The 22019-nt window shown below is 53.7% G+C and carries 21 protein-coding genes; 19 read left to right on the top strand and 2 right to left on the bottom strand.

The genetic code is table 11. The annotated features are described in order from the left end of the window. Positions 1 to 204: 204 nt before the first annotated feature. Entirely contained in the window at positions 205 to 1347 is a 1143-nt protein-coding gene (locus tag N0M98_RS00105) for a DUF2264 domain-containing protein (RefSeq protein WP_259616575.1), read from the bottom strand. Between the two features lie 279 nt (positions 1348 to 1626). Here N0M98_RS00105 and N0M98_RS00100 point away from each other — a divergent pair, with 279 nt between their 5' ends. The 6 genes from N0M98_RS00100 (at position 1627) to holA (ending at position 6698) form a co-directional block, all read left to right on the top strand. After that, positions 1627 to 2190, top strand: a complete 564-nt coding sequence (locus N0M98_RS00100; RefSeq protein ID WP_259616574.1) for a TetR/AcrR family transcriptional regulator — start codon at positions 1627 to 1629, stop codon at positions 2188 to 2190. 42 nt (positions 2191 to 2232) lie between these two features. After that, complete coding sequence (locus tag N0M98_RS00095; protein ID WP_249862451.1) at positions 2233 to 2592, top strand: DMT family transporter; 360 nt, start codon at positions 2233 to 2235, stop codon at positions 2590 to 2592. Next, the gene (locus N0M98_RS00090) at positions 2589 to 2903 is read left to right on the top strand and encodes a DMT family transporter (RefSeq protein ID WP_249862452.1); all 315 of its coding nucleotides are present in this window, start codon (positions 2589 to 2591) and stop codon (positions 2901 to 2903) included. The genes N0M98_RS00095 and N0M98_RS00090 overlap by 4 nt, the downstream gene beginning before the upstream one ends. Positions 2904 to 3318: 415 nt before the next feature. Next, a complete protein-coding gene (locus N0M98_RS00085) occupies positions 3319 to 3876 on the top strand; it encodes an RNA polymerase sigma factor (protein WP_249862453.1) in 558 nt (185 codons plus the stop codon). Between the two features lie 97 nt (positions 3877 to 3973). Then, a complete protein-coding gene (locus tag N0M98_RS00080) occupies positions 3974 to 5434 on the top strand; it encodes a zf-HC2 domain-containing protein (RefSeq protein ID WP_310942835.1) in 1461 nt (486 codons plus the stop codon). Positions 5435 to 5678: 244 nt separating this feature from the next. Next, positions 5679 to 6698: a DNA polymerase III subunit delta gene (gene holA, locus N0M98_RS00075; RefSeq protein ID WP_249862455.1), complete on the top strand. Its 1020-nt coding sequence runs from the start codon at positions 5679 to 5681 to the stop codon at positions 6696 to 6698. A gap of 54 nt (positions 6699 to 6752) precedes the next feature. Here the strand turns inward: holA and rpsT are convergent, their stop codons facing one another. Beyond that, positions 6753 to 7025 (bottom strand): 30S ribosomal protein S20, encoded by a 273-nt coding sequence (gene rpsT, locus N0M98_RS00070; RefSeq protein ID WP_249862456.1) that lies wholly within the window; start codon positions 7023 to 7025, stop codon positions 6753 to 6755. 192 nt (positions 7026 to 7217) lie between these two features. On the opposite strand from rpsT, the gene gpr reads away from it, so the two are divergent. The 13 genes from gpr (at position 7218) to N0M98_RS00005 (ending at position 21666) form a co-directional block, all read left to right on the top strand. After that, positions 7218 to 8210 (top strand): GPR endopeptidase, encoded by a 993-nt coding sequence (gene gpr, locus N0M98_RS00065; RefSeq protein ID WP_249862457.1) that lies wholly within the window; start codon positions 7218 to 7220, stop codon positions 8208 to 8210. Between the two features lie 518 nt (positions 8211 to 8728). After that, complete coding sequence (locus N0M98_RS00060; protein ID WP_259616573.1) at positions 8729 to 9988, top strand: stage II sporulation protein P; 1260 nt, start codon at positions 8729 to 8731, stop codon at positions 9986 to 9988. A gap of 40 nt (positions 9989 to 10028) precedes the next feature. After that, positions 10029 to 10424, top strand: a complete 396-nt coding sequence (locus tag N0M98_RS00055; protein ID WP_259616572.1) for a hypothetical protein — start codon at positions 10029 to 10031, stop codon at positions 10422 to 10424. A gap of 95 nt (positions 10425 to 10519) precedes the next feature. Beyond that, complete coding sequence (lepA, locus tag N0M98_RS00050) at positions 10520 to 12331, top strand: translation elongation factor 4 (RefSeq protein ID WP_249862461.1); 1812 nt, start codon at positions 10520 to 10522, stop codon at positions 12329 to 12331. A gap of 76 nt (positions 12332 to 12407) precedes the next feature. Next, entirely contained in the window at positions 12408 to 13562 is a 1155-nt protein-coding gene (hemW, locus tag N0M98_RS00045) for a radical SAM family heme chaperone HemW (RefSeq protein WP_249862462.1), read from the top strand. 217 nt (positions 13563 to 13779) lie between these two features. Continuing rightward, positions 13780 to 14241 carry an N-acetyltransferase gene (locus N0M98_RS00040; protein WP_249862463.1) on the top strand — a complete coding sequence of 154 codons (462 nt, stop codon included), beginning with the start codon at positions 13780 to 13782 and terminating at the stop codon, positions 14239 to 14241. A gap of 122 nt (positions 14242 to 14363) precedes the next feature. Then, positions 14364 to 15389 (top strand): heat-inducible transcriptional repressor HrcA, encoded by a 1026-nt coding sequence (gene hrcA, locus N0M98_RS00035; protein ID WP_249866498.1) that lies wholly within the window; start codon positions 14364 to 14366, stop codon positions 15387 to 15389. Further along, positions 15386 to 16927 carry a TCP-1/cpn60 chaperonin family protein gene (locus N0M98_RS00030; protein ID WP_249862464.1) on the top strand — a complete coding sequence of 514 codons (1542 nt, stop codon included), beginning with the start codon at positions 15386 to 15388 and terminating at the stop codon, positions 16925 to 16927. The genes hrcA and N0M98_RS00030 overlap by 4 nt, the downstream gene beginning before the upstream one ends. Before the next feature lie 125 nt (positions 16928 to 17052). Then, positions 17053 to 17622 (top strand): nucleotide exchange factor GrpE, encoded by a 570-nt coding sequence (gene grpE, locus N0M98_RS00025; RefSeq protein WP_259616571.1) that lies wholly within the window; start codon positions 17053 to 17055, stop codon positions 17620 to 17622. A gap of 71 nt (positions 17623 to 17693) precedes the next feature. Further along, a complete protein-coding gene (gene dnaK, locus N0M98_RS00020; RefSeq protein ID WP_249862466.1) occupies positions 17694 to 19538 on the top strand; it encodes a molecular chaperone DnaK in 1845 nt (614 codons plus the stop codon). Between the two features lie 190 nt (positions 19539 to 19728). Beyond that, a complete protein-coding gene (gene dnaJ / locus N0M98_RS00015) occupies positions 19729 to 20850 on the top strand; it encodes a molecular chaperone DnaJ (protein ID WP_249862467.1) in 1122 nt (373 codons plus the stop codon). Positions 20851 to 21089: 239 nt separating this feature from the next. Beyond that, positions 21090 to 21239, top strand: coding sequence for a YfhD family protein (locus N0M98_RS00010; protein WP_259616570.1), 150 nt, complete (start codon positions 21090 to 21092; stop codon positions 21237 to 21239). Between the two features lie 34 nt (positions 21240 to 21273). Then, positions 21274 to 21666 carry a hypothetical protein gene (locus N0M98_RS00005; protein ID WP_259616569.1) on the top strand — a complete coding sequence of 131 codons (393 nt, stop codon included), beginning with the start codon at positions 21274 to 21276 and terminating at the stop codon, positions 21664 to 21666. The last annotated feature ends 353 nt before the right edge of the window (positions 21667 to 22019 follow it).

The following is a 22019-nucleotide window of genomic DNA, read 5'->3' as shown; positions in this document are numbered from 1 at the left end:
CCGTCCGCATCCAGCCTAGGCTGGATCGGCGTCTAACCATTCCGCTGGGATCGTTCTATGGTTAGACATTACTTTCGGGGGAGTCCCCGGATATCCACTGGATATTGCTGCGCATCATTTCCTAAACAATGAAAAAAGCAGCGTTCGCTTTTTGCGGGCGCTGCTTTTGGTGTGCGGGGAACTAATCCGCCGGAATGAGGCGGATCAATAGAGAGCTTTATCGATAGGGAAGCTTTGACCGCTCCATGCTTTCTTGCCGGTCCAATCCGCTTCCCCTTGCCAGAACGGGTCGTCCGCCGGCAAGCCGAGCGGCAGAAATACGGCGGAGCACAGATAAAGGCTGCCGGTGGAAATGTACGTCTCGCCGATCTCCGGCTGATGTCCGCAGAAGCCGATGGTCAGCCAGCCGTTCTCGTCGAATGTGCCCGGCGCGTCGATGACGCGGCGAATGACCGCGGTTAGAGCGCAGCGCACCTGTGCGGGAACGAGAGTCGCGTCCAATTGATGCTGCAGCGCCATCTGGCTGAGCAATTGGAAAGCCCCGAACCGGTAAGCGAGCGACCGTCCTACAGCGGGGAAGGTGCCCTCCGGCGAAATGAGACGTTCCTGCTGCACGGCATGCCGTCTTGCGCGTTGAATCACGTTCTCCTGCATGGAAGCCCAGAACGGATCTTCGTTTTTAAACGTTTCAATCAAATCGACGAGCATCGGCTGGATGACGAAGGAGTTATAGTAGTCGGCATGAAAATCAGGGCCGTCTCCGTATACGCCGTCTCCCTTGTACCACTGCTCATGCTGTCTTAAGGCGTAATCGACGCGCATCCGGTCCCATTCGGCTCCGGCGCGGAACAGCGCGGCTTCGATCATGGCCGCGAACAGCAGCCAGTTGTTATAGTAGGGCTTGCGAGTCCGAGTGGACTGCAAAGCTTTAACGACATTATCCTTAACCCGGCCGTCCAGCTTGTTCCACAGCTCCCCGGGAGCCCGCAGAATGGCATGGGACAAAAAGGCGGCGTCTACGATCGGCTGATAGCCTTCGGAGAAATTCATGAAATCGGGCGATGCCGGATCGGTAGCGGCGTCAATGGCTCCGCGCGCCTGCTCGGCGTAGCGCTCGCGCAATCTTCCTTCCTCGCCTTCGCGGCTGCCGTGCTCCAGCCACGGCGCAATCCCGGTCAGCAGTCGTCCCAGCGCCTCAAGATAGGTGTACATAGGACGGTCGTCGAGCTTCCCTTCAACGGGCATTTTTTCTTTCAGCTGGCGGTTATTCAAATGGTGCAGTACCGGTTGAGCGATTCGGCTCAAGGTATCAATCCAAAAAATGCGGTCTACATGGCCCTGCGGCATGTCGGTCCCCTCCTATAGTGTAAGACGAATCTATTTGCAGACCATTTTACAACAAAATGCGACACGGGTCATTGGTGAACCTGACAATAAAATTTGTGGAAACGTTGTATGCATCTGCTGCGCCAGCCGATTCCGGACGAAGGAGAAGGGGGCTTAATCCGGCCGGGGTGGACATGTGTAAACTGACGAAGGTAAGGTGAAATTTGTTTTGATCTATTGACTATAAGTATTTGATAGGATTATACTACCTTACGTGAGTAAGGTTGGGGGTTGGGGAGAATGAGTGCGGAAAGCATTAAGCAGGTTGCCCTGCGGAAGTTCACGGAGAACGGCTTCGAAGGCACGTCCCTTTCGGAAATTGCCGGGGAGGTCGGAATCAAGAAGCAGTCGATATACTGTCATTTCAAAAACAAAGATGAGCTGGTCCTGACCATCAACCACGAGGTTATTCAGGAGGACGTGCAGTTTCTGACGCAGTTTTTTGATAGACTGAAGGATTCCCCGCTGCAGCAGCTGCTGCATTCGCTGCTTCAGGAGTACCGTGATAAATATGTTCATAACAAGAAATATAAATTTATGTTTCTGATGTCCTATATTCCGCCCAAGCATCTGGAAGTGTATTTTACCCATACATATAACATCCATTTGCTGCATTTGAAATCGCTTCTCCAAGCGGCGTTTTCATCGGCTCCCGAGCTCGGGGTAACTCCCGAGGAAGGCATCGCCGCATTCCTTACGTTATTTGACGGGCTTATGGCGCAGTTGGTCTACGAGACGCCGCATTCGTTCGATAATGCGTTCGAATTGTCGTGGAAAGTATACTGGAGGGGCATTTCGTTATAGCTTTTTCGGATACGCGCCGGGGGAAAAGGAGAGGATACGGAAATGAACAAAGGATGGATTTACATTTGGATCGGAGGATTGCTTGAGGTTTGCTGGATTTCGGGAATGAAAAATGCCGATAGCGCGGTCGATTGGCTGCTGGTCGGCTTCGCCATCGCCGTTTCCTTCGTTTTGATTCTGCTTGCCTGCAAGACGCTGCCTGCGGGTACGGTGTACGCGGTGTTTACCGGAATCGGAGCCGCGGGCGCCGTCACAGCCGAAATGATATGGTGGGGAGAACCCGTACGCTTGGATAAGCTTGCTCTGATCGCCCTGCTGCTGTTTGGGGTCATTGGCCTTAAGCTGGTAACGGATAATGACAAAAGCAAGGGCGAGAACGCGAAAGCGGGGGCGAAACGATGAGCTGGATCTTTTTATTATGCGCAGGCGCTTGCGAAGTCGTCGGCTTCGTCTGCCTGCAGCAGGTGAACCGTTCGGCTAATGTAAAAACCGTCGCACAGCTGCTGGTTTGCTTTGTGTTCAGCTTCTTCTTCCTGTCGCGTTCCCTCGGGTCCATCCCGATCGGAACGGCGTATGCGGTCTGGACGGGAATCGGCACGGTGGGAAGCACGCTGCTGGGAATGTATCTGTACGGGGAATCGAAGAACGGCAAACGAATTTTTTTCATCGCTTGCGTGATCGCTGCGGTAGTCGGCTTAAAGCTGATTTCATAAAAAACGGGCCGGAGAGGTTACGTTGACATACAGGCAGGAAGAAGCCCCAAGATCGGCAGGCTTCTTCTTTGTTATGCGGGCAGGTCAGCCGTTTTTTTCGTAGTGTTAATGACTAACATATGGTACTGTACTAATAGGGTTCCGCAGCGGCTTTATAAGTCCGGTGAAAAACGAGCGGTGGGGCCATTTGAATCTGGAAAAGCGATAGCGTTCGCCTTTGAAAACGGATATTTTCCTTGAAAAAAAGGAAGCAACCAGCCAAAAATCCGATTTCAACAGCGATGGGAATATCAAATGGACACCGAACGGACTTTTTCACCACCCTTTTAAGCGCGGCTTGAATACAGGTTTTAAGAGAGGTGCAACATTTTGAAACGTCCTTACGTTTATATAGTTGCAAGAGAGGGGGATCCCAGTGGTAGCGCCAGAACTGATAAAGGCTGCCCAGTCGGGCGATCGCGACGCTCTAATTACCCTACTGCGTGAAATAGAAAATCATGTGTACCGAACTGCTTATTACATTCTGGGCAATGAGCAGGACGCCATGGATGCCGCACAGGAAGCGTTAATACGTATTTATACTAAAATCAACTCTTATGAGGAAAAGGCTCAGTTCAAAACGTGGGTGCAGCGGATCGTCACCAATTTGTGCATCGACAAATTCCGAAGATCCAAGCCCACCGTTTCCATCGATGAACACGAACTGACCTTTACTGCGAATAAAACGGTAGAAGACGAGGTTATGTCCGCGTATATTGCCCAAGATATTAAGGAGGCAATTGATAAGCTGCCGGAACATCATCGTTCGGTTGTTGTACTCAGATATTTGCAGGATTTTTCTTACAACGAAATAGCCGAATCTTTGGATTTGCCCATCAACACGGTGAAGTCTTACTTATTCAGGGCAAGGCAGCAGTTACAGACGTTACTGCAGGATTACAAAAAAACCAAAAGCGACGCCGTCCGCGGCTAAGTCGCAGACGGGTTTTCCGAATTCGTCCTGATCAGTTGATTCTGCTTCGTACTTGTAAAATATCAATTGTGAATTGTTCAGAAAGGTAGTGTGCGGGATGATGTGTCAAGAGGTGATCGAACTCATGCAGAGATACCTCGATCAGGATCTCGATGAATTGGAATATGAACAAATGCTCGGACATTTGAAGCAGTGCCCGGACTGCACGGAATTGTTCCAGCGCTTGGTGGCGCTGTCGGAGGAGCTTGAACAGCTGCCTAAGGTGAAGCCCGCCTACAGCCTGGTCGATGCTATTATGCCGAAGCTGCAGCGCATTGACGAGGGCGTTCCGGCCGTGCCGTTCCCTGCGGCGGACTCGGCTCGGCGGACGGAGGATTCGTCGGCTCCCCGTAACCCGGCTGCGAAGGAGACAAGCGGCTGGCGCAAGCGGCTGCGCGGCTATGTTTCACTGCCTGTCGTCGGAGGAGTCGTGGCAGCCGGCTTGGTGCTCGGATTTTTCGTATTCCAGCAGCAGGAACAGCATGCGGGCATGAAGGATGCGGGGGAAATGCTGATGCAGCGGCAGAGCGCGCCGCAAAGCGGCGGAACGGCCAGCCAGCTGAAGAGAGCGGAAGCCCCCGATTCGGCGGCCGCAGAGAGCAGCGCGACGCAGCCGTTGGCGGGAGGCGCTTCGGGAGCCGCCGATTCCGCGAGTCCTAAGCCGGATCGGATGGAAGTTTCCGCAACCGCTAGCAATGAAGCTTTGGACCCGGCCTCCGGCGGCGGAACGGAGGATAAGCCCGCCAATACGCCGCAGCCGACCGGTGCGCCGGCTGTCGATTTGAAAAAGGCAGCCCCGCTCGATTCTTCGCTCCCTCCCGAATCGGAGACGAAGGCCGCCCAAGATTCGGTGTCGGGCGATGCGTTGTCTGACGATGCGAAGAAGAACGTCGCAAGCGGCAATCCGGAAGCGGAGGCAGGCGGCGCGAGCGATTATAGCGCGGCGGCTGAACCGCCGCAAAACTCTGCGGGATCGGCGCAAACCGCTCCTGTCGCATCGGCGGCCAACCCGCAGCCGGCTGTGCCATCGGAGTCCGGCGGGGCAGGCGGCAATGCCGGAGCGGCCGGTCAAGCTGCGGCCGATTCGAATGCAGCGGCAGGCAGCGTCAAGGCCGGGCCTCCGGCAGCAGCCGGCATCGCCGCGGGAGGCGCGCAGTCGATTGCGGCCGATAGCGGCAGGGCGCTTGCGAAGCCGGAGGCCGGCGACGCATCCAAAGCCAAGCCCGAGCCGGAGGAGAAAAAGATCAACAGCCTGTTTTCCGTCAACGCGATAACGCAGGAGCATACATTGTCTTCCCCGGCCAACACTTTTACGGCTTCCGTCAACGAGCAGCATCAAGTGGTTGTCAAGGACGCCCAAGGCAAGGCTGTGTTTACGTCCCGGACATGGACGGACAAAGACAAGGTGGACCTGATGGAGTGGATTTCGGATAACAGCTTGACCTATCAAGTGAGCAATGATGCCGGAACGACGATCTTTGTCGTCGATCTCAAAGCCAAGACGGAAACGAAAAAATAACTTTTTTGCGGATGCCGGCTTCACCAAACCGGCGTCCGGAGAATACAATAGGATTGTAAGATAAGTTTAACGAGTCGCGTCGTATGACCACCACGGGGAAGGTTTCTAGAGCTTTCCTCCTAGTGTTTATATAGATGGGGTTTCGTGCAAAGGGATTATGTGCAAAACCTGCAGGTTTTGACGTAATCCCTTTGTTGTTGTTACAATGCTACTACGAAGCTACATAAGAGATAGGGGAACGAAGATGGATTATAAATCGGCAATGAAACAGATTCAGCAGGGAAAAATCGCCCCCGTCTACGTTTGTTACGGCTCCGAATCTTACCTGATTCATGCGCTGACCGACCGATTGACCGAACAGCTTGTCGATCCTGAGCATAAATCGTTCGCCGTAACGAAGTACGACTTGGCGGAAACGCCGCTAGATACGGTGATCGAGGAAGCGGAGACCCTTCCTTTCATGGTCCCGAAAAAGCTGGTTATCGCCGCCAACGCGCTGTTTCTGACCGGTGCGAAGGATAGCTCGAAGGTGGAGCATAAACCGGAGCGGCTGACGGAATATATGAGGACGCCGGCAGACTTCTCGGTTATCGTGTTCACTGTCAATGCGGACAAGCTCGATGAGAGAAAGAAGCTGGTCAAGTCGCTGAAGGAAGCGAATTGTCTGGTGCCTTGCGCTTCTTTGTCGGCTGATGATTTGACAGGCTGGGTCAGGCAGGAGGCGGAGAAGGCGGGATTTACATTTGCTCCGGGCGTTATCGAGCAGTTCATTTTGTATACGGGGACGAATTTGCAGGCGCTGTCCAGCGAGCTGGAGAAATGCGCTTTGTTCGTTGGACGCGGAGGCGTCTTATCGGCCGACGCGCTGGACCAGCTCGTGACGAGAAGCATCGAGCAGAACATTTTTATTTTAATTGAGCATATCGTACAGCTCCAGTTGGAGAAGGCGTTTACGATGCTGTCGGAGCTGCTGCGCCGAAAGGAAGAGCCGATCAAGATCATGTCTCTGATCGCCAGACAATTCCGCATTATGTTCCAAGTGAAGGATTTGCAGCAGCAGGGGTATTCGCAGCAGCAGATGGCTTCCCAGCTTGGACTCCATCCTTATGCGGTCAAGGTAGCTTCCGGCCAATCCAGCCGCTTCGAGCTGAAGAAGCTTGCAAGCATACTGGATCAGCTGTCCGATCTCGATTATCAGATGAAGAGCGGCAAAATTGACAAGGTGCTCGGTTTGGAAATGTTTTTGCTCAAGCTGATCGCTTAATGAATCAAAGAAAAACGGCCGATTCCCGGAGGAATCGGCCGTTTTTCTCGGTCATTAAGCCTGTGCAGAAATCGCGTTAAGCTTTTTAGCCAGACGAGATTTTTTGCGGGCAGCGGCATTTTTATGGATCAAACCTTTAGTTGCTGCTTTGTCCAGCTTTTTGCTGGCAGCAATCAAGGCTGCTTGTGCAGTTTCCACATTGTTGCTAGCTGCAGCAGTTTCAAAGCTCTTAACTGCAGTGCGAAGAGCGGATTTGTGAGATGCGTTGCGAAGACGACGCTTTTCACTTACTTTTACTCTTTTAATCGCGGATTTAATGTTCGGCATTGACGTTCACCTCCTAATACAACTTGCATCAATACATTCGGTGCTTTTTTGTTGACAACTCTTGATATTCTAACATGCCCCATATCAAAATGCAATAGAGTGATTGGGCGTGTCTGACAATTGTTTTGTATAGTGTTTTTGGCTTTGTCACACAATAAACAAGCATACTTATGCTGAAAGGAGACATAAGCCATGGATTTAAGCGCTTATTCCGTCCGAACCGACCTCGCTCTCGAGGCTCACGATATGGCTACCGCATCGGGAACGATCATGCCCGGCGTACATAGGGCCGTAGAAAATCACGAAGGAATCAGAATCAGCACGATCGATATAACATCCGAGGAAGGCGCGCGTGCGATCGGCAAGCTCCCCGGCCATTACATTACGATAGAGGTGCCCGAGCTGCGCCAGAAAGACAGCGATCTTCAGGATCGGGTCGCGACGGTGCTGGCCAAGGAGTTCGAAGGCTATTTGGCGAAGCTGAACGTTCCTCCTATGGCGAAGGTGCTCGTGATCGGGCTGGGCAACTGGAACGTCACTCCCGATGCTCTAGGTCCGATTGTGGTCGAGAATATTATGGTTACGCGCCATTATTTTGAGCTGATGCCCGGCCAAGTGAGCCCCGGATACCGTCCGGTCAGCGCCGTGGCTCCCGGGGTTCTAGGCATTACAGGCATTGAGACGGGAGAAATTGTACAGGGGATTGTGGAAAAATCGAATCCCGATCTGGTCATCGCCATCGACGCCTTGGCTTCTCTCTCGCTGGAGCGGGTCAACACGACGATTCAAATTGCCGATACCGGCATTCATCCGGGATCGGGAATCGGCAATAAACGCAAAGGGCTGACCGTCGATACGCTGGGGGTTCCGGTTATCGCTATCGGAGTTCCGACGGTCGTCTTCGCTTCCACGATCGTGAACAACGCGTTCGATATGATGCATAATCATTTCCTTAAGCAAACCGACAATACGGGCACCATTCTCGGATTGCTCGACAATATGCAGGAGAACGAACGGCTGGAGCTCGTGAAGGAAGTGCTCAATCCGCTGGGACATGACCTGCTCGTTACGCCGAAGGAAATCGACCAGTTTATCGAGGATATCGCTAACATTATCGCCAGCGGCTTGAATGCGGCGCTGCACGATGCCGTCAATGCCGACAATGTGTCAGCCTATACTCACTAGAAGTGTTGAAAAAGCGGCCGCTGAGCCGGTACAGAGTTGGAAACAGCGCAGGAAGGCAGCGATCTGATCGGAAGACGTTCCCGCACGAGCGGCCGGCGTTCTTCACCAGACTTCATGAGCTTATGCAAGGAATCCAAGCGTCCGGGGTAAGGTTATTCGTAACCGATGCCGGGGCGCTTTTTTGCGTTCCGGGCAGTTCGCCGGGAGCATGCTTCGCGAAAGGCTTGCTCCCGGCTCTATGAAGTTTTGGTTCTATCAACCGGATCAAGCTCATAGATTTGTTACTAGAGATCGGCTAACGGCCGCAGATAGGATCATAGCTTTCTATTTTTCGCAAAAAGCCCGGCGACGCTAACCAAATTCGCTTTCCTAACGGAAAGCTCAGCAACGCTTACGAAGAAAGCTTTCCTAACGGAAAGCTCAGTAACGCTTACGAAGAAAGCTTTCCTAACGGAAAGCTCAGTAACGCTTACGAAGAAAGCTTTCCTAACGGAAAGCTCTAAGGAGGTAACCACTCAATGAAATGGACTGCAGTAACCGTCAACTTAAGCAAATATCGCAAAGCGGGACAAGACCTGGGAATCTACTTTCGCATCATTAGCTATCTCGTAACCGGCTGCATCCTGTTTTTCATTATTCTCGGCATGCTGGGATATGCGCAGTCCAAATGGGCCAATACGACGCCTACTTCGTCGATGAAAGGGCTGGCCGCATCCGTTTCAAGCCATTTCTTTACAGATATGCTGGGAATGGAGCTGCCGCAAATGAAGTCGGACAAGCAATCGTTCACTTTCTCTCAATCGAACGTGGCCGGCTTCCTGTTCTCGCTCGTAACGGATCTTAATTTGAAAGATCCCAAAACGTTCATTGCCAGAGAAATGCCGGGCATGGCCGAAGATCGTTCGGTCATTCTCCGCAAAACGACGGCGACCCGCGACGACGGTCCCGAGGATTACGGGCCGAAGGGAGACGCCATTCCCACCAACGGCGAAGGCGGCTCCGGTTCCATTACGGCGAATCCGACGGCTCCGGCGGAAGCGGCCGTACAAGGCCCCGCGATTCCCGCCCAAGCGGCGCAGCCGCCGCGGACGGCAGGAAGAAATGTCGTCTTCATCTATCAATCTCACAATCAGGAATCGTATTTGCCCGATCTTCCCGGCGTCAAGGACCCGGACAAAGCGTACGATCCGAAGAAAAATGTGACGCTGGTCGGACTCAGGCTTGCGCAAAAGCTGGAGCAGGACGGCATCGGAGCCGTGCATTCGGATATCAACTATCCGGCGACCGAAAAAAACTTCTATTATCCGTACTCTTATAAATATTCTCTTAAAACGCTGCAGGAGGCTTCGGCCGCGCATCCGGATCTGAAGTTTTATTTCGATATCCACCGCGATTCCCAGCGCAGGGATAAAACGACGGTAACCATCAACGGCAAAGACTACGCACAGCTTTATTTCATTATCGGCGGCAAAAATCCGGACTGGAAAGAAAACGAGCAGTTCGCGTCGCAAATTCACCAGGCGCTGGAGAACAAATATCCGGGCTTGTCCAAAGGCATTTTCGCCAAAGCGGCGGAAGGCAACGGGGTATACAACCAGAACTTTTCTGCCAACAGCGTGCTGATCGAGGTCGGCGGCGTAGACAATTCGCTCGAGGAATGCTATCGGACGGCCGATTTGCTGGCCGACGCCATTACCGAAGTCGTGCTCAACGTGCAGAAGGTGGACGGCGGCGCAGCCGAAGGCGATGCGAAGGACGGCGGCAAAAAGACGAATTAGCGGGTTCATCCGCGAGTAAAGAGTCGGGGGCGTAAGTGCGATGGGAAAAACGTATTTGAGGCTGCTGCTTGTGGTGCTCGGAATCGGCTTCAGCATTTTCTTCGGGGTAGATTTGGCGACCAGAGGCGTTGAACGGGTTCACGGTCCGATCACCGGTCAGGATGCCGCTATCGTTCGTCCGCTGCAGCCGGCGGCGCCGGTCAAACAGCCCGAAGGCCGGGAAGCCGACGCGGCCGGCAAGACGCAAACCGCCGCCAAGCAAGCGGATAAGGAAGCTAAAGATAAGGCGGCGTCCGAAGCGGCCGAGCCCCGCAAGGAAATTACCGAGGCGTCCGGCATTAACCGGTTTGGCAATAAAGTCGGAGAGCTGCTGCAAATTATCACTTATCACGGAATACGCTGGTTTGTCGCTTTATTCGACGCCATAACGGAGTAAGTCCGAAAAGACGACGGTCATCCATTGCTGCGCACCTTCACAACTGTTATAATTAGAGGTATTGTAAATTTGTAGGTTAGTGAGGGTCCGAGCAGATGGATATTCAAGCCAGACAGAAAAAGATAAGAAACTTCTCGATTATAGCTCACATCGACCACGGTAAATCGACGTTGGCCGACCGTATTCTGGAGTATACGGGAGCTCTCTCGTCCCGCGAAATGCAGGAGCAGGTGCTCGACCAAATGGATCTGGAACGGGAACGGGGCATCACCATCAAGCTGCAAGCCGTGCGTCTGAACTATCGGGCCGATGACGGAGAAGAATATATTTTGAACTTGATCGATACGCCGGGACACGTCGACTTCACTTATGAGGTGTCGCGAAGCCTGGCCGCCTGTGAAGGGGCTTTGCTGGTCGTAGACGCGGCGCAGGGCATCGAAGCGCAGACGCTGGCCAACGTGTACTTGGCATTGGACAACAACCTGGAAATCCTTCCGGTTATTAACAAAATCGACCTGCCCAGCGCGGACCCCGAACGGGTTAAGCAGGAAGTCGAGGATGTGATCGGACTTGATGCGAGCGAAGCGGTGCTGGCTTCGGCCAAAGCCGGCATCGGCATCAAGGAAATTTTGGAGCAGGTCGTACAGAAGGTGCCTGCGCCGACCGGTAATCCGGATATGCCGCTCAAAGCGCTCATTTTCGATTCCCATTACGATCCGTATAAAGGGGTTATCGTATACGTCCGCGTCCTCGACGGAGCGATTCGGGCAGGCTCCAAAATCAAATTCATGGCGACGGACAAAGTGTTCGAGGTGATCGAGGTCGGAGCGTTCAAGCCGCGGATGACGGTCGTCGATTCCTTGGATATCGGCGATGTCGGTTTTATTGTGGCGGGAATTAAAAACGTCGGAGATACGCGGGTCGGGGATACGGTGACCGATGCCAAGAATCCCGCTCCGGAGCCGCTGCCGGGTTACCGCAAAATCAACCCGATGGTATTTTGCGGATTATATCCGATCGAGACGAGCGACTACAACGATCTGCGCGAAGCGCTGGAGAAGCTGCAGCTGAACGATGCGTCGCTAAGCTTTGAGCCTGAAACCTCCACGGCCCTAGGCTTCGGCTTCCGCTGCGGCTTCCTCGGACTGCTGCATATGGACGTCATCCAGGAACGGATCGAGCGCGAATTCAATATTCCGCTTATTACGACGGCCCCGAGCGTTGTGTTCAAGGTTACGTTGACCAACGGCGATGTAATGAACATCGAGAATCCTTCGTTATTCCCTGAAGTCGGCAAGATCGATTTCGTTGAGGAGCCTTATGTTAAAGCGGCGGTCATCGTGCCTAACGATTATGTCGGAGCGATTATGGAGCTTTGCCAGGGAAAACGCGGCGAATTCGTCAATATGGAATACCTCGATACGACCCGCGTAACCTTGACGTATCAAATACCTTTGGCCGAGATCGTCTATGATTTCTTCGATCAATTGAAATCGAGCACAAAAGGCTACGCCTCCTTCGATTACGAGCTGTCGGGATACAGAAAATCCAATTTGGTCAAGATGGACATCATGCTGAACGGCGAGCAGGTGGATGCGCTGTCGTTTATCGTTCACCGCGACCGCGCTTATAACCGGGGACGGATCATTTGCGAAAAGCTGAAGGATTTGATTCCTCGTCAAATGTTCGAGGTACCGATTCAGGCGGCGATCGGGCAGAAGATCATTTCGCGCGAAACCGTCAAGGCGATGCGCAAAAACGTGCTCGCCAAATGTTACGGCGGCGACATTTCGCGTAAACGCAAGCTGCTGGAGAAGCAGAAGGAAGGCAAGAAGCGGATGAAGCAGGTCGGCAGCGTGGAGGTTCCTCAGGAAGCGTTCATGGCCGTGCTGCGCATCGACGAATAAATAGAGCGAGACAAGCCAGCAGGTGCGCCGAACCGGCGCATCTGCTTTTCCGTTGGGACGGAAAGGAGGGAGCTTCATGATTCAACGTCAAGAAACGCCGCAAGCGGTGTATATTCACATCCCTTTTTGCACGAACAAATGCCATTACTGCGACTTCAATTCGTATGTGCTGAAAGGCCAGCCGGTCATGGATTACCTCGACGCGCTGGAGCGGGAGATGGAGCGGACCGTCGCCGCGGTGCCGCCGCAGGAGATCGAGACGATCTTCGTCGGAGGGGGAACGCCGACCGTCCTGCTGCCGGATCAGATGGCAAGCTTCCTGCGCAGGGTCAACGCCTACTTCCCGCGGCAGTCGCCGCAAATCGAGTTTTCCATGGAAGCGAATCCGGGTACGACCGATTTGGAGAAGCTTCAGGCGATGAAAGAAGGCGGAGTGAATCGGATCAGCTTCGGCGTCCAGTCGTTCGACAACGCGCTGCTGGAGGGAATCGGCCGGATTCATAACACGGACGACGTATACCGCAGTCTGGAAAATGCGCGCAAGGCGGGCTTTACCAACATGTCGATCGATCTGATGTTCGGATTGCCGAAGCAGACGGTACAGACGATGCACGACACGCTGGATAAGGCGCTGGCGCTGGATTTGCCGCACTACTCCATCTACAGCCTGAAAGTGGAAGAAAACACGCTGTTCCATACGCTGTATCAAAAAAATCAGCTTCCGCTGCCCGAAGAAGACGAGGAGCTGGATATGTTTCTGCTCATTATGGAGCGTCTGAAGCAGGCGGGGTACACGCAGTATGAAATCAGCAATTTTGCGAAGCCGGGCTACGAAAGCCGCCACAACAGCATGTACTGGCTCAACCGCAGCTACTACGGGCTCGGCGCAGGCGCGCACGGCTATACGTACGGACGCAGACACGTCAATATCAAAGGCGTTCAGCCTTACATCGACGCTACGCGGCGGGGGCTTCCGCTGCTGGAGGAATATGAGATCAGCCGGCAGGATGCGATGGAAGACTTCATGATGGTCGGGCTGCGGCTGCTGCGCGGCGTAACGAGATCGGATTTTCGCAGACAGTTCGGCAGCGAGCTTGAATCGGTGTTCGGGGACGTGCTGAAGAAGCTGCTCGGACTTCAATTGCTGGAGGAGACGGAGGACGGCTACAAGCTGTCGGATAAAGGAGTGCTTTACGGCAACGAGGTGTTCGGAGAGTTTTTGAGCGTATAGAAATTCAGAAACGAAATTCAGAAACGTACAACTGACATAGAGACCGCCGTCCGGCATATTTTCTTTCCGCTCTGAACGGCATGAAAAGCCGTCGCTTCCGCAAGGGAACGCTTTGTAAAAAAGACTTCGAATCGGAGTTTTTTTTATATTGAAAACTTTATACGTCTTGTTGTATATTTATTCATATCGAATTTATTACATGAATGGTGGGTTTTCTATGGCAGTCACATGCAGAAAAGCAACAAAGCAGGATATCGATACTCTTTATGACATAATACAGGGCTATGCAGAGCAGGGGATCATGCTGCCGAGGTCGCGCGAAACGCTGGCCGAACAGATCGATACCTTTGTTGTGGCTGTTATAGAAGACAGGCTCGTCGGCTGCGGTTCTTTGACCCGCTTGGGCCAGGATTTGGTGGAGATTCGTTCCCTCGGCGTAACGGACGGTTACAAGGGCCAAGGCATAGGCAAGGCCGTCGTGAGCTTTCTAATAGAAGAAGCGAGAAGACAGGAAATTCCCAAAGTGATGGCTTTGACCTACGAGGTCGGATTTTTCGAAAGAAACGGTTTTACCGTCGTGCAGAAAGAGATTTTTCCGGAAAAGGTATGGACAGATTGCATTCACTGCAAAAAGCAGCATTGCTGCGACGAAATAGCCGTTCTGAAGCGGATCGATTGACTTGACACAGACCTTCGGGTCTGTTATTTTTGTATTATGAATTAGCACTCGACAGTTCGGAGTGCTAACGACGGGTGGGAAAAGCAGGTTTCGACGATTTACGATTTTCGGGAGGGTTGAATATGTTGACCGAGCGCCAGCGTCATATTTTAAGTGCCATCGTAGATGATTATATTCGTTCAGCAGAGCCGGTGGGCTCCCGCAGTATTTCCAAACGCGGCAATGTGGGATTCAGCCCTGCCACGATCCGTAATGAAATGTCGGACCTGGAAGAGATGGGCTATCTCGAACAGCCGCATACGTCCGCAGGGCGGATTCCTTCGCATAAAGGGTACCGTTATTATGTGGACCATCTGATTAAGCTCGGCAGCCTCGCCCAGCATGAGGTGGAGGCGCTGAAAGTTTTTTTTGCCGATAAAATGCAGGAGATGGAGCAAGTCGTTCAACATGTAGCGATGATGTTGTCCAACCTGACCAATTATACGTCCATCGTGATGGGACCGGAGATGTTCAGCACGACGCTGCGCCATCTGCAGATCGTGCCGCTGAACGAACGGACGGCCGTCGCCATTATCGTCACGAATACGGGGCATGTCGAGAATAAGACGGTAACGATTCCCGAAGGCATCTCGATGTCCGAGGTGGAGAAGTTCGTTAATATTTTGAATGCGCGGCTCGGCAATGTACCGCTCATTCATTTCAAGTCGAAGCTGTTCTCCGAAGCCGGAGAAGAAATGCGCAGCTATGTGACGGGCTATCAGGAATTGATGGCGATGCTGAACGGCGTTGTGGATCAGGGAGAAGAGGACCGCATCTTCTTGAGCGGGACGACCAATATGCTGACGCAGCCCGAGTTTCAGGACATGGAAAAAGTAAAAAGCATTCTGGATTTGCTGGCCGAGACGCCGGTGCTCGCCAAACTGATTACAGGCACGCCGGCCGGCATCCAGGTTCGAATAGGCAGTGAAAATTCGGTTGAAGCCATAAATGATTGCAGCTTAATTACGGCGTCGTACTCGTTTGACGGCAAGCATCTCGGAACGATCGGCATTCTCGGCCCGACGCGGATGGATTACGGTAAAGTGATTAATCTGCTCGATTACTTGTCCAAGGATATGACGCTGATGCTGGAGCGGTGGTACAGATGAGTCAAACAAAGCCTGTTTCGCACGAGAGCGACGATACGTATGCAACGCTGCTAAATAATGCCGGGGCTATCCGGGCGATTTGTTCGGCTGTCGAAGGTACGCTCGGGCCCAAGGGGCTCGATACGATGCTTGTCGGCGGACAGGGCGAGGTCATTATTACGAATGACGGCGTCACGATTCTCGAGAAGATGGATGTTACCCATCCTGCGGCGCGTCTGTTGATTCAGGTCGCGCGCTCGCAGCAGCAGCAGGTCGGAGACGGGACGACGACCGCTACCGTCTTGGCCGGCGCGCTGGTAGCCGAAGGGGTCGCGCAGGTGACCCGGGGTGTGCCGGTAGCCAAAGTTGTGAAGGGGATTCAGGAAGGCGTGGCGGCCGCTTTGCAGTCGCTTGCCGCCCGGAGCCGGCGCATCGAAGGCTTGAAGGACCCGCTGCTGTACAGGATCGGCTATATTGCGGGCCGCGAACACGGCGACCTTGCGGAGCTGATCCTGGAGGGAGCGAGAAAGCTTGGCGTGCATAAGCTGCAGGAGGAAAGCTTCCGCTACGCGGATGTCGTTATTTCCCACAGCCGGGCTGTCAGCGAGGTATGGCCGGGGCTGCTGATTCAGAAGAAGCCGATTAACGCGCAGCTCGATTTCCCTCCGGATGCCGCGTCGGTGCTGGTATTCCAGGATGCCTTCGAGCCGGAGACGATCGACGAGGAAGCGCTGATGACCGAGGCGGGCTTCCAAAAGCAGATGCAGCTTAAGGAGCAATTCCGGCTGTCGCTGGAGAAGCTCGTCGAGCTGCAGGTCGGGCTGATTATCGCCGACCGGGGCGTCAACGCCGAGGCGGAGCAGTTCTGCACCGACCACGGCATCATGGTCGTGCAGCGGGTGCCGCGCCACGATATCCGGCTCGTGTGCGAATATACGGGCGCGCGGCCGATCCGCCGCAGCGGGCTGCGCAAGCCTGCCTCCGAGCTGGCAGGCTATCTCGGCTTCGCCGGGCGCGTCTCGTACGACGATCGCCTCGAATGCGTCCGCATGGCCGAAGGCAAAGGGCGGACGCAGGTGACGATCGTCGTCGGCGCCAGCACGAGCGAGGTCGTCGGCGAGCGGCTGCGAATCGCCAAAGACGCCGCATCCGCCGTGCAGGCTGCGCTGCGCGGCGGATGCTTGCCGGGCGGCGGCGCGGCCGAGATGGCCGCCGCCTACGATCTGGATCGTCTGCGCGAGACGATCCAGGGGATGGAGGGCTTCGGCGTCGCCGCCGTAGCCCAGGCGCTGCGCAAGCCGCTCGCGCAGATCGTCGTCAACGCCGGTTACAATCCGCTGGAGAAGGTGGAGGAAGTGAAGGCGGCGCAGATTAACGCAGGCTCCGACGCGCTGGGCATCGATTGCGATACCGGAGCCGTTGTCGACATGATCGGGCGCGGCGTCGTGGACCCTGCGCAGGTGAAGCTTCATGCTTTGCAGGCTGCGGGCGAGGTTGCCGCGGCGGTGCTGCGGATTCATACGGTAATTAAGATGAAACAGCCTCGCTCGGAGGAATGAAGCGCAAGCGCTAGTTATTATCCAGTCAACCTGCGGTGAACAGATCTTGAAAGGCTACTCCCGGCAGGGGATGGTTACAATAGACCTATTGATAGGTGGAGTCCAAATAAGGAGGTGACATAAGATTGAGTACTGAAACAAACAAACCATTGGATGATCAAGCGGACAGCGAGCAACAGGTTGACGCTACATATACAGAAGCAAGCGAAGCTGCCGAAGCCGCGCAAGAAGCGGTTTCCGAACAATCCGGCGAGCTGGATAAGCTTCGGCAGCAAGCGGATGAGCACTATCAGCGTTTTCTGCGCACGCAAGCGGATTTCGATAATTTCCGCAGACGGACGCGTCAAGAAAAGGAAGAGTTTGCGAAGTATGCTTCCTTGAAGCTGATTGAGCAGCTTCTGCCTGTGGTGGATAACTTCGAGCGCGCTCTGGTCGCGGGAAAAGACAACAACGATTACGATGCGCTGCTTAAGGGCGTTGATATGATATTCCGTCAATTCGAACAGGTTCTGGCAGGCGAAGGGCTGCAAGCTATGGAATCCGTAGGTCAGCCGTTCAATCCTGAATTCCATCAGGCTATCATGCAGGTAGATTCCGACGAGCATGAGGAAGGAATCGTTGTCGAGGAAGTACAGAAAGGCTACATGCTTAAAGACAAGGTGCTTCGCCCGGCTATGGTTAAGGTCAGCTCCTAGAGGCGGATCGGCAGCTAAAGAGGCACTCGAGGCATTATATCGCTTGAACATTTAAAGGAGGTTCTATCAACATGAGTAAAGTTATCGGTATTGACTTGGGAACGACAAACTCTTGTGTTGCCGTAATGGAAGGCGGCGAAGCCGTTGTTATTCCTAACCCGGAAGGCAACCGTACGACTCCTTCCGTAGTAGGCTTCAAAAAGGACGGAGAGCGCGTCATCGGCGAAACGGCCAAACGCCAAGCGATCACGAATCCGGACCGCACCGTCATTTCGATTAAGCGTCATATGGGGACCAATCATAAAGAAGTGATCGACGGCGCCGAATATACGCCGCAAGAAATTTCCGCTATGATTTTGCAAAAGCTGAAAGCCGATGCGGAAGCGTATCTCGGCACGACCGTAACGCAAGCGGTTATTACGGTTCCGGCATATTTCAACGACAGCCAGCGCCAAGCGACGAAGGACGCCGGTAAAATCGCCGGTCTGGAAGTGCTGCGGATCGTCAACGAACCTACGGCGGCGGCTTTGGCTTACGGCATGGAGAAATCCGAAGATCAAACGATCCTTGTTTACGACTTGGGAGGCGGTACTTTCGACGTATCTATCCTTGAGCTGGGCGACGGCTTCTTCGAAGTTAAAGCGACTAGCGGCGACAACCGTTTGGGCGGCGACGATTTCGACCAAGTGATCATCGACTATTTGGTAGCCGAGTTCAAAAAAGAGCAAGGTATCGATTTGAGCAAAGACAAAGCGGCTGTACAGCGTTTGAAAGACGCCGCGGAAAAAGCGAAAAAAGAGCTTTCCGGCGTGCTTACGACGACGATTTCCTTGCCGTTTATTACGGTTGTGGACGGGGTGCCTCAGCACTTGGAGCTTAACCTCACCCGCGCCAAATTCGAAGAGCTGTCCGCTGGCCTCGTAGAAAGAACGATGGGACCGGCTCGTCAGGCGCTGAGCGATGCCGGCTTGTCTCCAAGCCAAATCGATAAAGTCGTGCTTGTCGGCGGTTCCACACGGATTCCGGCCGTACAAGAAGCGGTGAAGCGTTTGATCGGCAAAGAGCCGCACAAAGGCGTGAACCCGGATGAAGTCGTTGCCCTGGGCGCTGCCGTGCAAGCGGGCGTATTGACAGGCGACGTGAAAGATGTCGTACTGCTCGACGTAACTCCTTTGTCCCTCGGGATCGAAACGGCCGGCGGCGTATTCACGAAAATGATCGACCGCAATACGACGATTCCTACGACCAAATCGCAGGTGTTTACGACTTATGCGGACAATCAGCCTAGCGTAGAAATTCACGTGCTTCAAGGCGAGCGCGCGATGGCTAACGATAACAAAACATTGGGCCGCTTTATTCTGGGCGACATTCCTCCGGCTCCGCGCGGCATTCCGCAAATCGAAGTTACCTTCGATATCGACGCGAACGGGATCGTAAATGTCAACGCTACGGATAAAGGCACAGGCAAAAGCCAAAAAATTACGATTACTTCTTCCAGCGGTTTGTCCGAAGATGAAATCGACCGCATGATGAAGGATGCCGAATCCCATGCGGAAGAAGACCGTAAGCGTAAAGATTTGGTAGAGGCTCGCAACAATGCGGATCAACTGGTATACTCTGTAGATAAAACTATTAAAGATCTCGGAGATAAAGTGGATCAAGCCGAAATCGACAAAGCGAACGCCGCTAAAGAAAAATTGAAAAAAGCTTTGGAAGGCGACAGCCTGGACGAAATCAAAGCGGCGAGCGACGAGCTGACGGAAGTCGTGCAGCAGCTTTCCGTGAAACTGTATGAGCAAGCTTCCCAACAAGCGCAAGCGGGAGAGGCCGGCGCAGCGGGCGGAGAAGGCGCACCGAAAAAAGACAACGTCGTAGACGCTGACTTTGAGGTTGTCGACGACAAGAAGCAAGGCTAATATCCGCTGCAATCTATACGGGATCGAAGGTCAAAGCCGCTTGCCGGCTTTGACTTTCCCTATGTTGTGCACCAATTATGCGCATGCGGCCCTTTTACTGGCGCAGCGCGCGTAACACGGGGGTTCTTCGAACTTGGAATAGCTTCCTGGTCCGGGGACTTTTCATGGCTTTAAGAATGGGAGTGGAACTATGAGCAAACGCGATTATTACGAGGTACTTGGGGTAGGCAAAGACGCTTCGCAGGATGAAATTAAAAAGGCTTACCGTCAAATGGCCCGTCAATTCCATCCTGACGTAAACAAAGCTTCCGACGCTGAACAGAAGTTCAAGGAAGCCAAAGAAGCGTACGACGTTCTTAGCGACGACCAGAAAAAGGCGCAATATGACCGTTTCGGCCATGTGGACCCGAATCAGGGGATGGGCGGCTTTGGCGGCGGCAATGCGGATTTCGGCGGATTCGGCGACTTGTTCGACATGTTCTTCGGCGGAAACGGGCAGCGGCGCAATCCAAACGCCCCTCAGCGCGGGAACGATCTGCAATATACTTTGACCATCGAGTTCAAGGAAGCGGTATTCGGCAAAGAAACGGATATTCACATCCCGCGTACCGAAACTTGCGACACCTGCCACGGAAACGGAGCCAAACCGGGAACGAAGCCGGATACTTGTTCCGTTTGTCATGGCAGTGGCCAGCAGGAAGTTGTGCAAAATACGGCTTTCGGACGCATCGTAAACCGCCGGGTCTGCTCGGCTTGTAACGGCCAGGGCGTCATTATTAAGGACAAATGCTCCACTTGTCATGGCGCGGGGAAAGTGAAGAAGCAGCGGACGATCCACCTGAATATTCCTGCCGGTGTGGACGACGGAGCCCAGCTGCGCGTATCCGGGGAAGGGGAATCGGGTACTCGCGGCGGTCCTGCGGGCGACTTGTACGTCGTTATTCGCGTGAAGGCGCACGATTTCTTCGAACGCGAAGGCGACGACATTTACTGCGAAATCCCGCTGACCTTCACTCAGGCTGCGCTCGGCGATGAGATTGAAATCCCGACGCTGACCGAAAAGGTCAAGCTGAAAATCCCTGCCGGCACACAGACGGATACGTACTTCCGCCTGAAAGGCAAAGGAGTGCCGCGGCTGCGCGGCTACGGTCAAGGGGATCAGCATGTGAAGGTGGTCGTCGTAACGCCGACCAATATGAATGAGGAACAGAGGGAGCTGCTGCGCGAATTCGCCCGCCAAAGCGGAGAACATACGCATGAGCAGCAGCAAACGATTTTTGAACGAATGAAAAAAGCGTTTCTTGGCGATTAACGTCGTCGCAAGCCGGCGGTAATTCGGTTGAGCGGCTGCGGAACGCTGCTCGCTCCATCGGCGCACCCGGAGGCCTACACCTCTCGGTGCGCTTTTTTGCGCTTTGATGAACGATCCCTTTTCCTTGCCGGGGGTGATATGTAGCCTGTCGCTTGCTTGGCCGCGGTGCTGCATATTCTTCATGCTTTTGCGGACAATAGGAGAAGCATTCTATCACATAACGCAAGGAGAGAGACGCTATGCCACAATCGAACGAAGATTATAAGCAAAATCAGAAGCTGCCGATCGCCAAAAATGAAGATGTAGAATATGACGCCGAATTTGCCGATGAGGAAGATATGGAAGCGGGACAACGCGCCGAGCAAGCGGATGCGCGTCAACAATCTTAGCTGACCCTCGTAAGGGCAGAGAGGGGATCAAGTCGTGGCTGAAAAAAACATATTGGCCTTTTTTCATACATCCGAGCAAGCGGAGCGCATCGTACCGAAGCTGAAGGCGCTCAGAGTAATCGACGTATCCGTAGACCGCATCCATCAGATTAACGGAACGGGCGTAAGCGAATCGATGAATCCTTTGACCGGAAGCTTTCCGGGACTCTCCTTTTTGACATTGGGTCAGGAAGGCGAAGGGATCGACGAAGGCATTTTGTCGGCGGCGAGCGTCGACGCCAGCGGAATGAGCGCTCCGATGGAGGAAGTGTTTTCGGGGGATTTCGGCGGCACCGACCGGATGGACACGCTGCTCACCGTCGTCATTGACGAGCAGTATTATGACAAGGCGATGAGAGTCATTGAAGAAGCCGGCGGTAAAATCTAAGACTGCCGCGCAAGAAACCGAGAGTTTCCCGCTGGGGGAGCTCTTTTTTGCGGCCTCAAAACGGCCTTCCATAGGCTTAGGTTTACCTTTTCCTCAAAATTCGTTATCATTAGTTTGTAAAGTCCAGCGGTATGATGTCAAGTCCCCGAATCGGTCGAATTGGAAATTTTCTTGGCTGTAACAGCTGGGAGTGCCGAAAAAAGGACAGCTCAAACTGAACCCAGCGAAAAATCGAGATAATATCCAGATTTTAACTGGGAATTATGCCAGGGACTTTAGCAAAGGAGGCGTTAATCCTTCGCAGGCGTCACCTTCTTCCGTGGCGTATAGAGTTGGCCGTTGCGTAGCAGCAC

Origin of the sequence: Paenibacillus doosanensis, assembly GCF_025060755.1 — a bacterium.
Classification (GTDB): Bacteria; Bacillota; Bacilli; order Paenibacillales; family NBRC-103111; genus Paenibacillus_S; species Paenibacillus_S doosanensis.
The sequence above is the reverse complement of the archived record's forward strand: the minus strand, read 5'-3'. Positions and strand labels throughout refer to the sequence as shown.

Coding starts and splice junctions, on each gene's coding strand:
- holA (WP_249862455.1), top strand. CDS start 5,679: ATGGATTATAAATCGGCAATGAAACAGATTCAGCAGGGAAAAATCGCC.
- gpr (WP_249862457.1), top strand. CDS start 7,218: ATGGATTTAAGCGCTTATTCCGTCCGAACCGACCTCGCTCTCGAGGCT.
- hrcA (WP_249866498.1), top strand. CDS start 14,364: ATGTTGACCGAGCGCCAGCGTCATATTTTAAGTGCCATCGTAGATGAT.
- dnaJ (WP_249862467.1), top strand. CDS start 19,729: ATGAGCAAACGCGATTATTACGAGGTACTTGGGGTAGGCAAAGACGCT.
- N0M98_RS00095 (WP_249862451.1), top strand. CDS start 2,233: ATGAACAAAGGATGGATTTACATTTGGATCGGAGGATTGCTTGAGGTT.
- N0M98_RS00090 (WP_249862452.1), top strand. CDS start 2,589: ATGAGCTGGATCTTTTTATTATGCGCAGGCGCTTGCGAAGTCGTCGGC.
- N0M98_RS00055 (WP_259616572.1), top strand. CDS start 10,029: ATGGGAAAAACGTATTTGAGGCTGCTGCTTGTGGTGCTCGGAATCGGC.
- N0M98_RS00040 (WP_249862463.1), top strand. CDS start 13,780: ATGGCAGTCACATGCAGAAAAGCAACAAAGCAGGATATCGATACTCTT.
- N0M98_RS00010 (WP_259616570.1), top strand. CDS start 21,090: ATGCCACAATCGAACGAAGATTATAAGCAAAATCAGAAGCTGCCGATC.
- N0M98_RS00080 (WP_310942835.1), top strand. CDS start 3,974: ATGATGTGTCAAGAGGTGATCGAACTCATGCAGAGATACCTCGATCAG.
- rpsT (WP_249862456.1), bottom strand. CDS start 7,025: ATGCCGAACATTAAATCCGCGATTAAAAGAGTAAAAGTAAGTGAAAAG.
- N0M98_RS00030 (WP_249862464.1), top strand. CDS start 15,386: ATGAGTCAAACAAAGCCTGTTTCGCACGAGAGCGACGATACGTATGCA.
- hemW (WP_249862462.1), top strand. CDS start 12,408: ATGATTCAACGTCAAGAAACGCCGCAAGCGGTGTATATTCACATCCCT.
- dnaK (WP_249862466.1), top strand. CDS start 17,694: ATGAGTAAAGTTATCGGTATTGACTTGGGAACGACAAACTCTTGTGTT.
- N0M98_RS00105 (WP_259616575.1), bottom strand. CDS start 1,347: ATGCCGCAGGGCCATGTAGACCGCATTTTTTGGATTGATACCTTGAGC.
- N0M98_RS00060 (WP_259616573.1), top strand. CDS start 8,729: ATGAAATGGACTGCAGTAACCGTCAACTTAAGCAAATATCGCAAAGCG.
- lepA (WP_249862461.1), top strand. CDS start 10,520: ATGGATATTCAAGCCAGACAGAAAAAGATAAGAAACTTCTCGATTATA.
- N0M98_RS00100 (WP_259616574.1), top strand. CDS start 1,627: ATGAGTGCGGAAAGCATTAAGCAGGTTGCCCTGCGGAAGTTCACGGAG.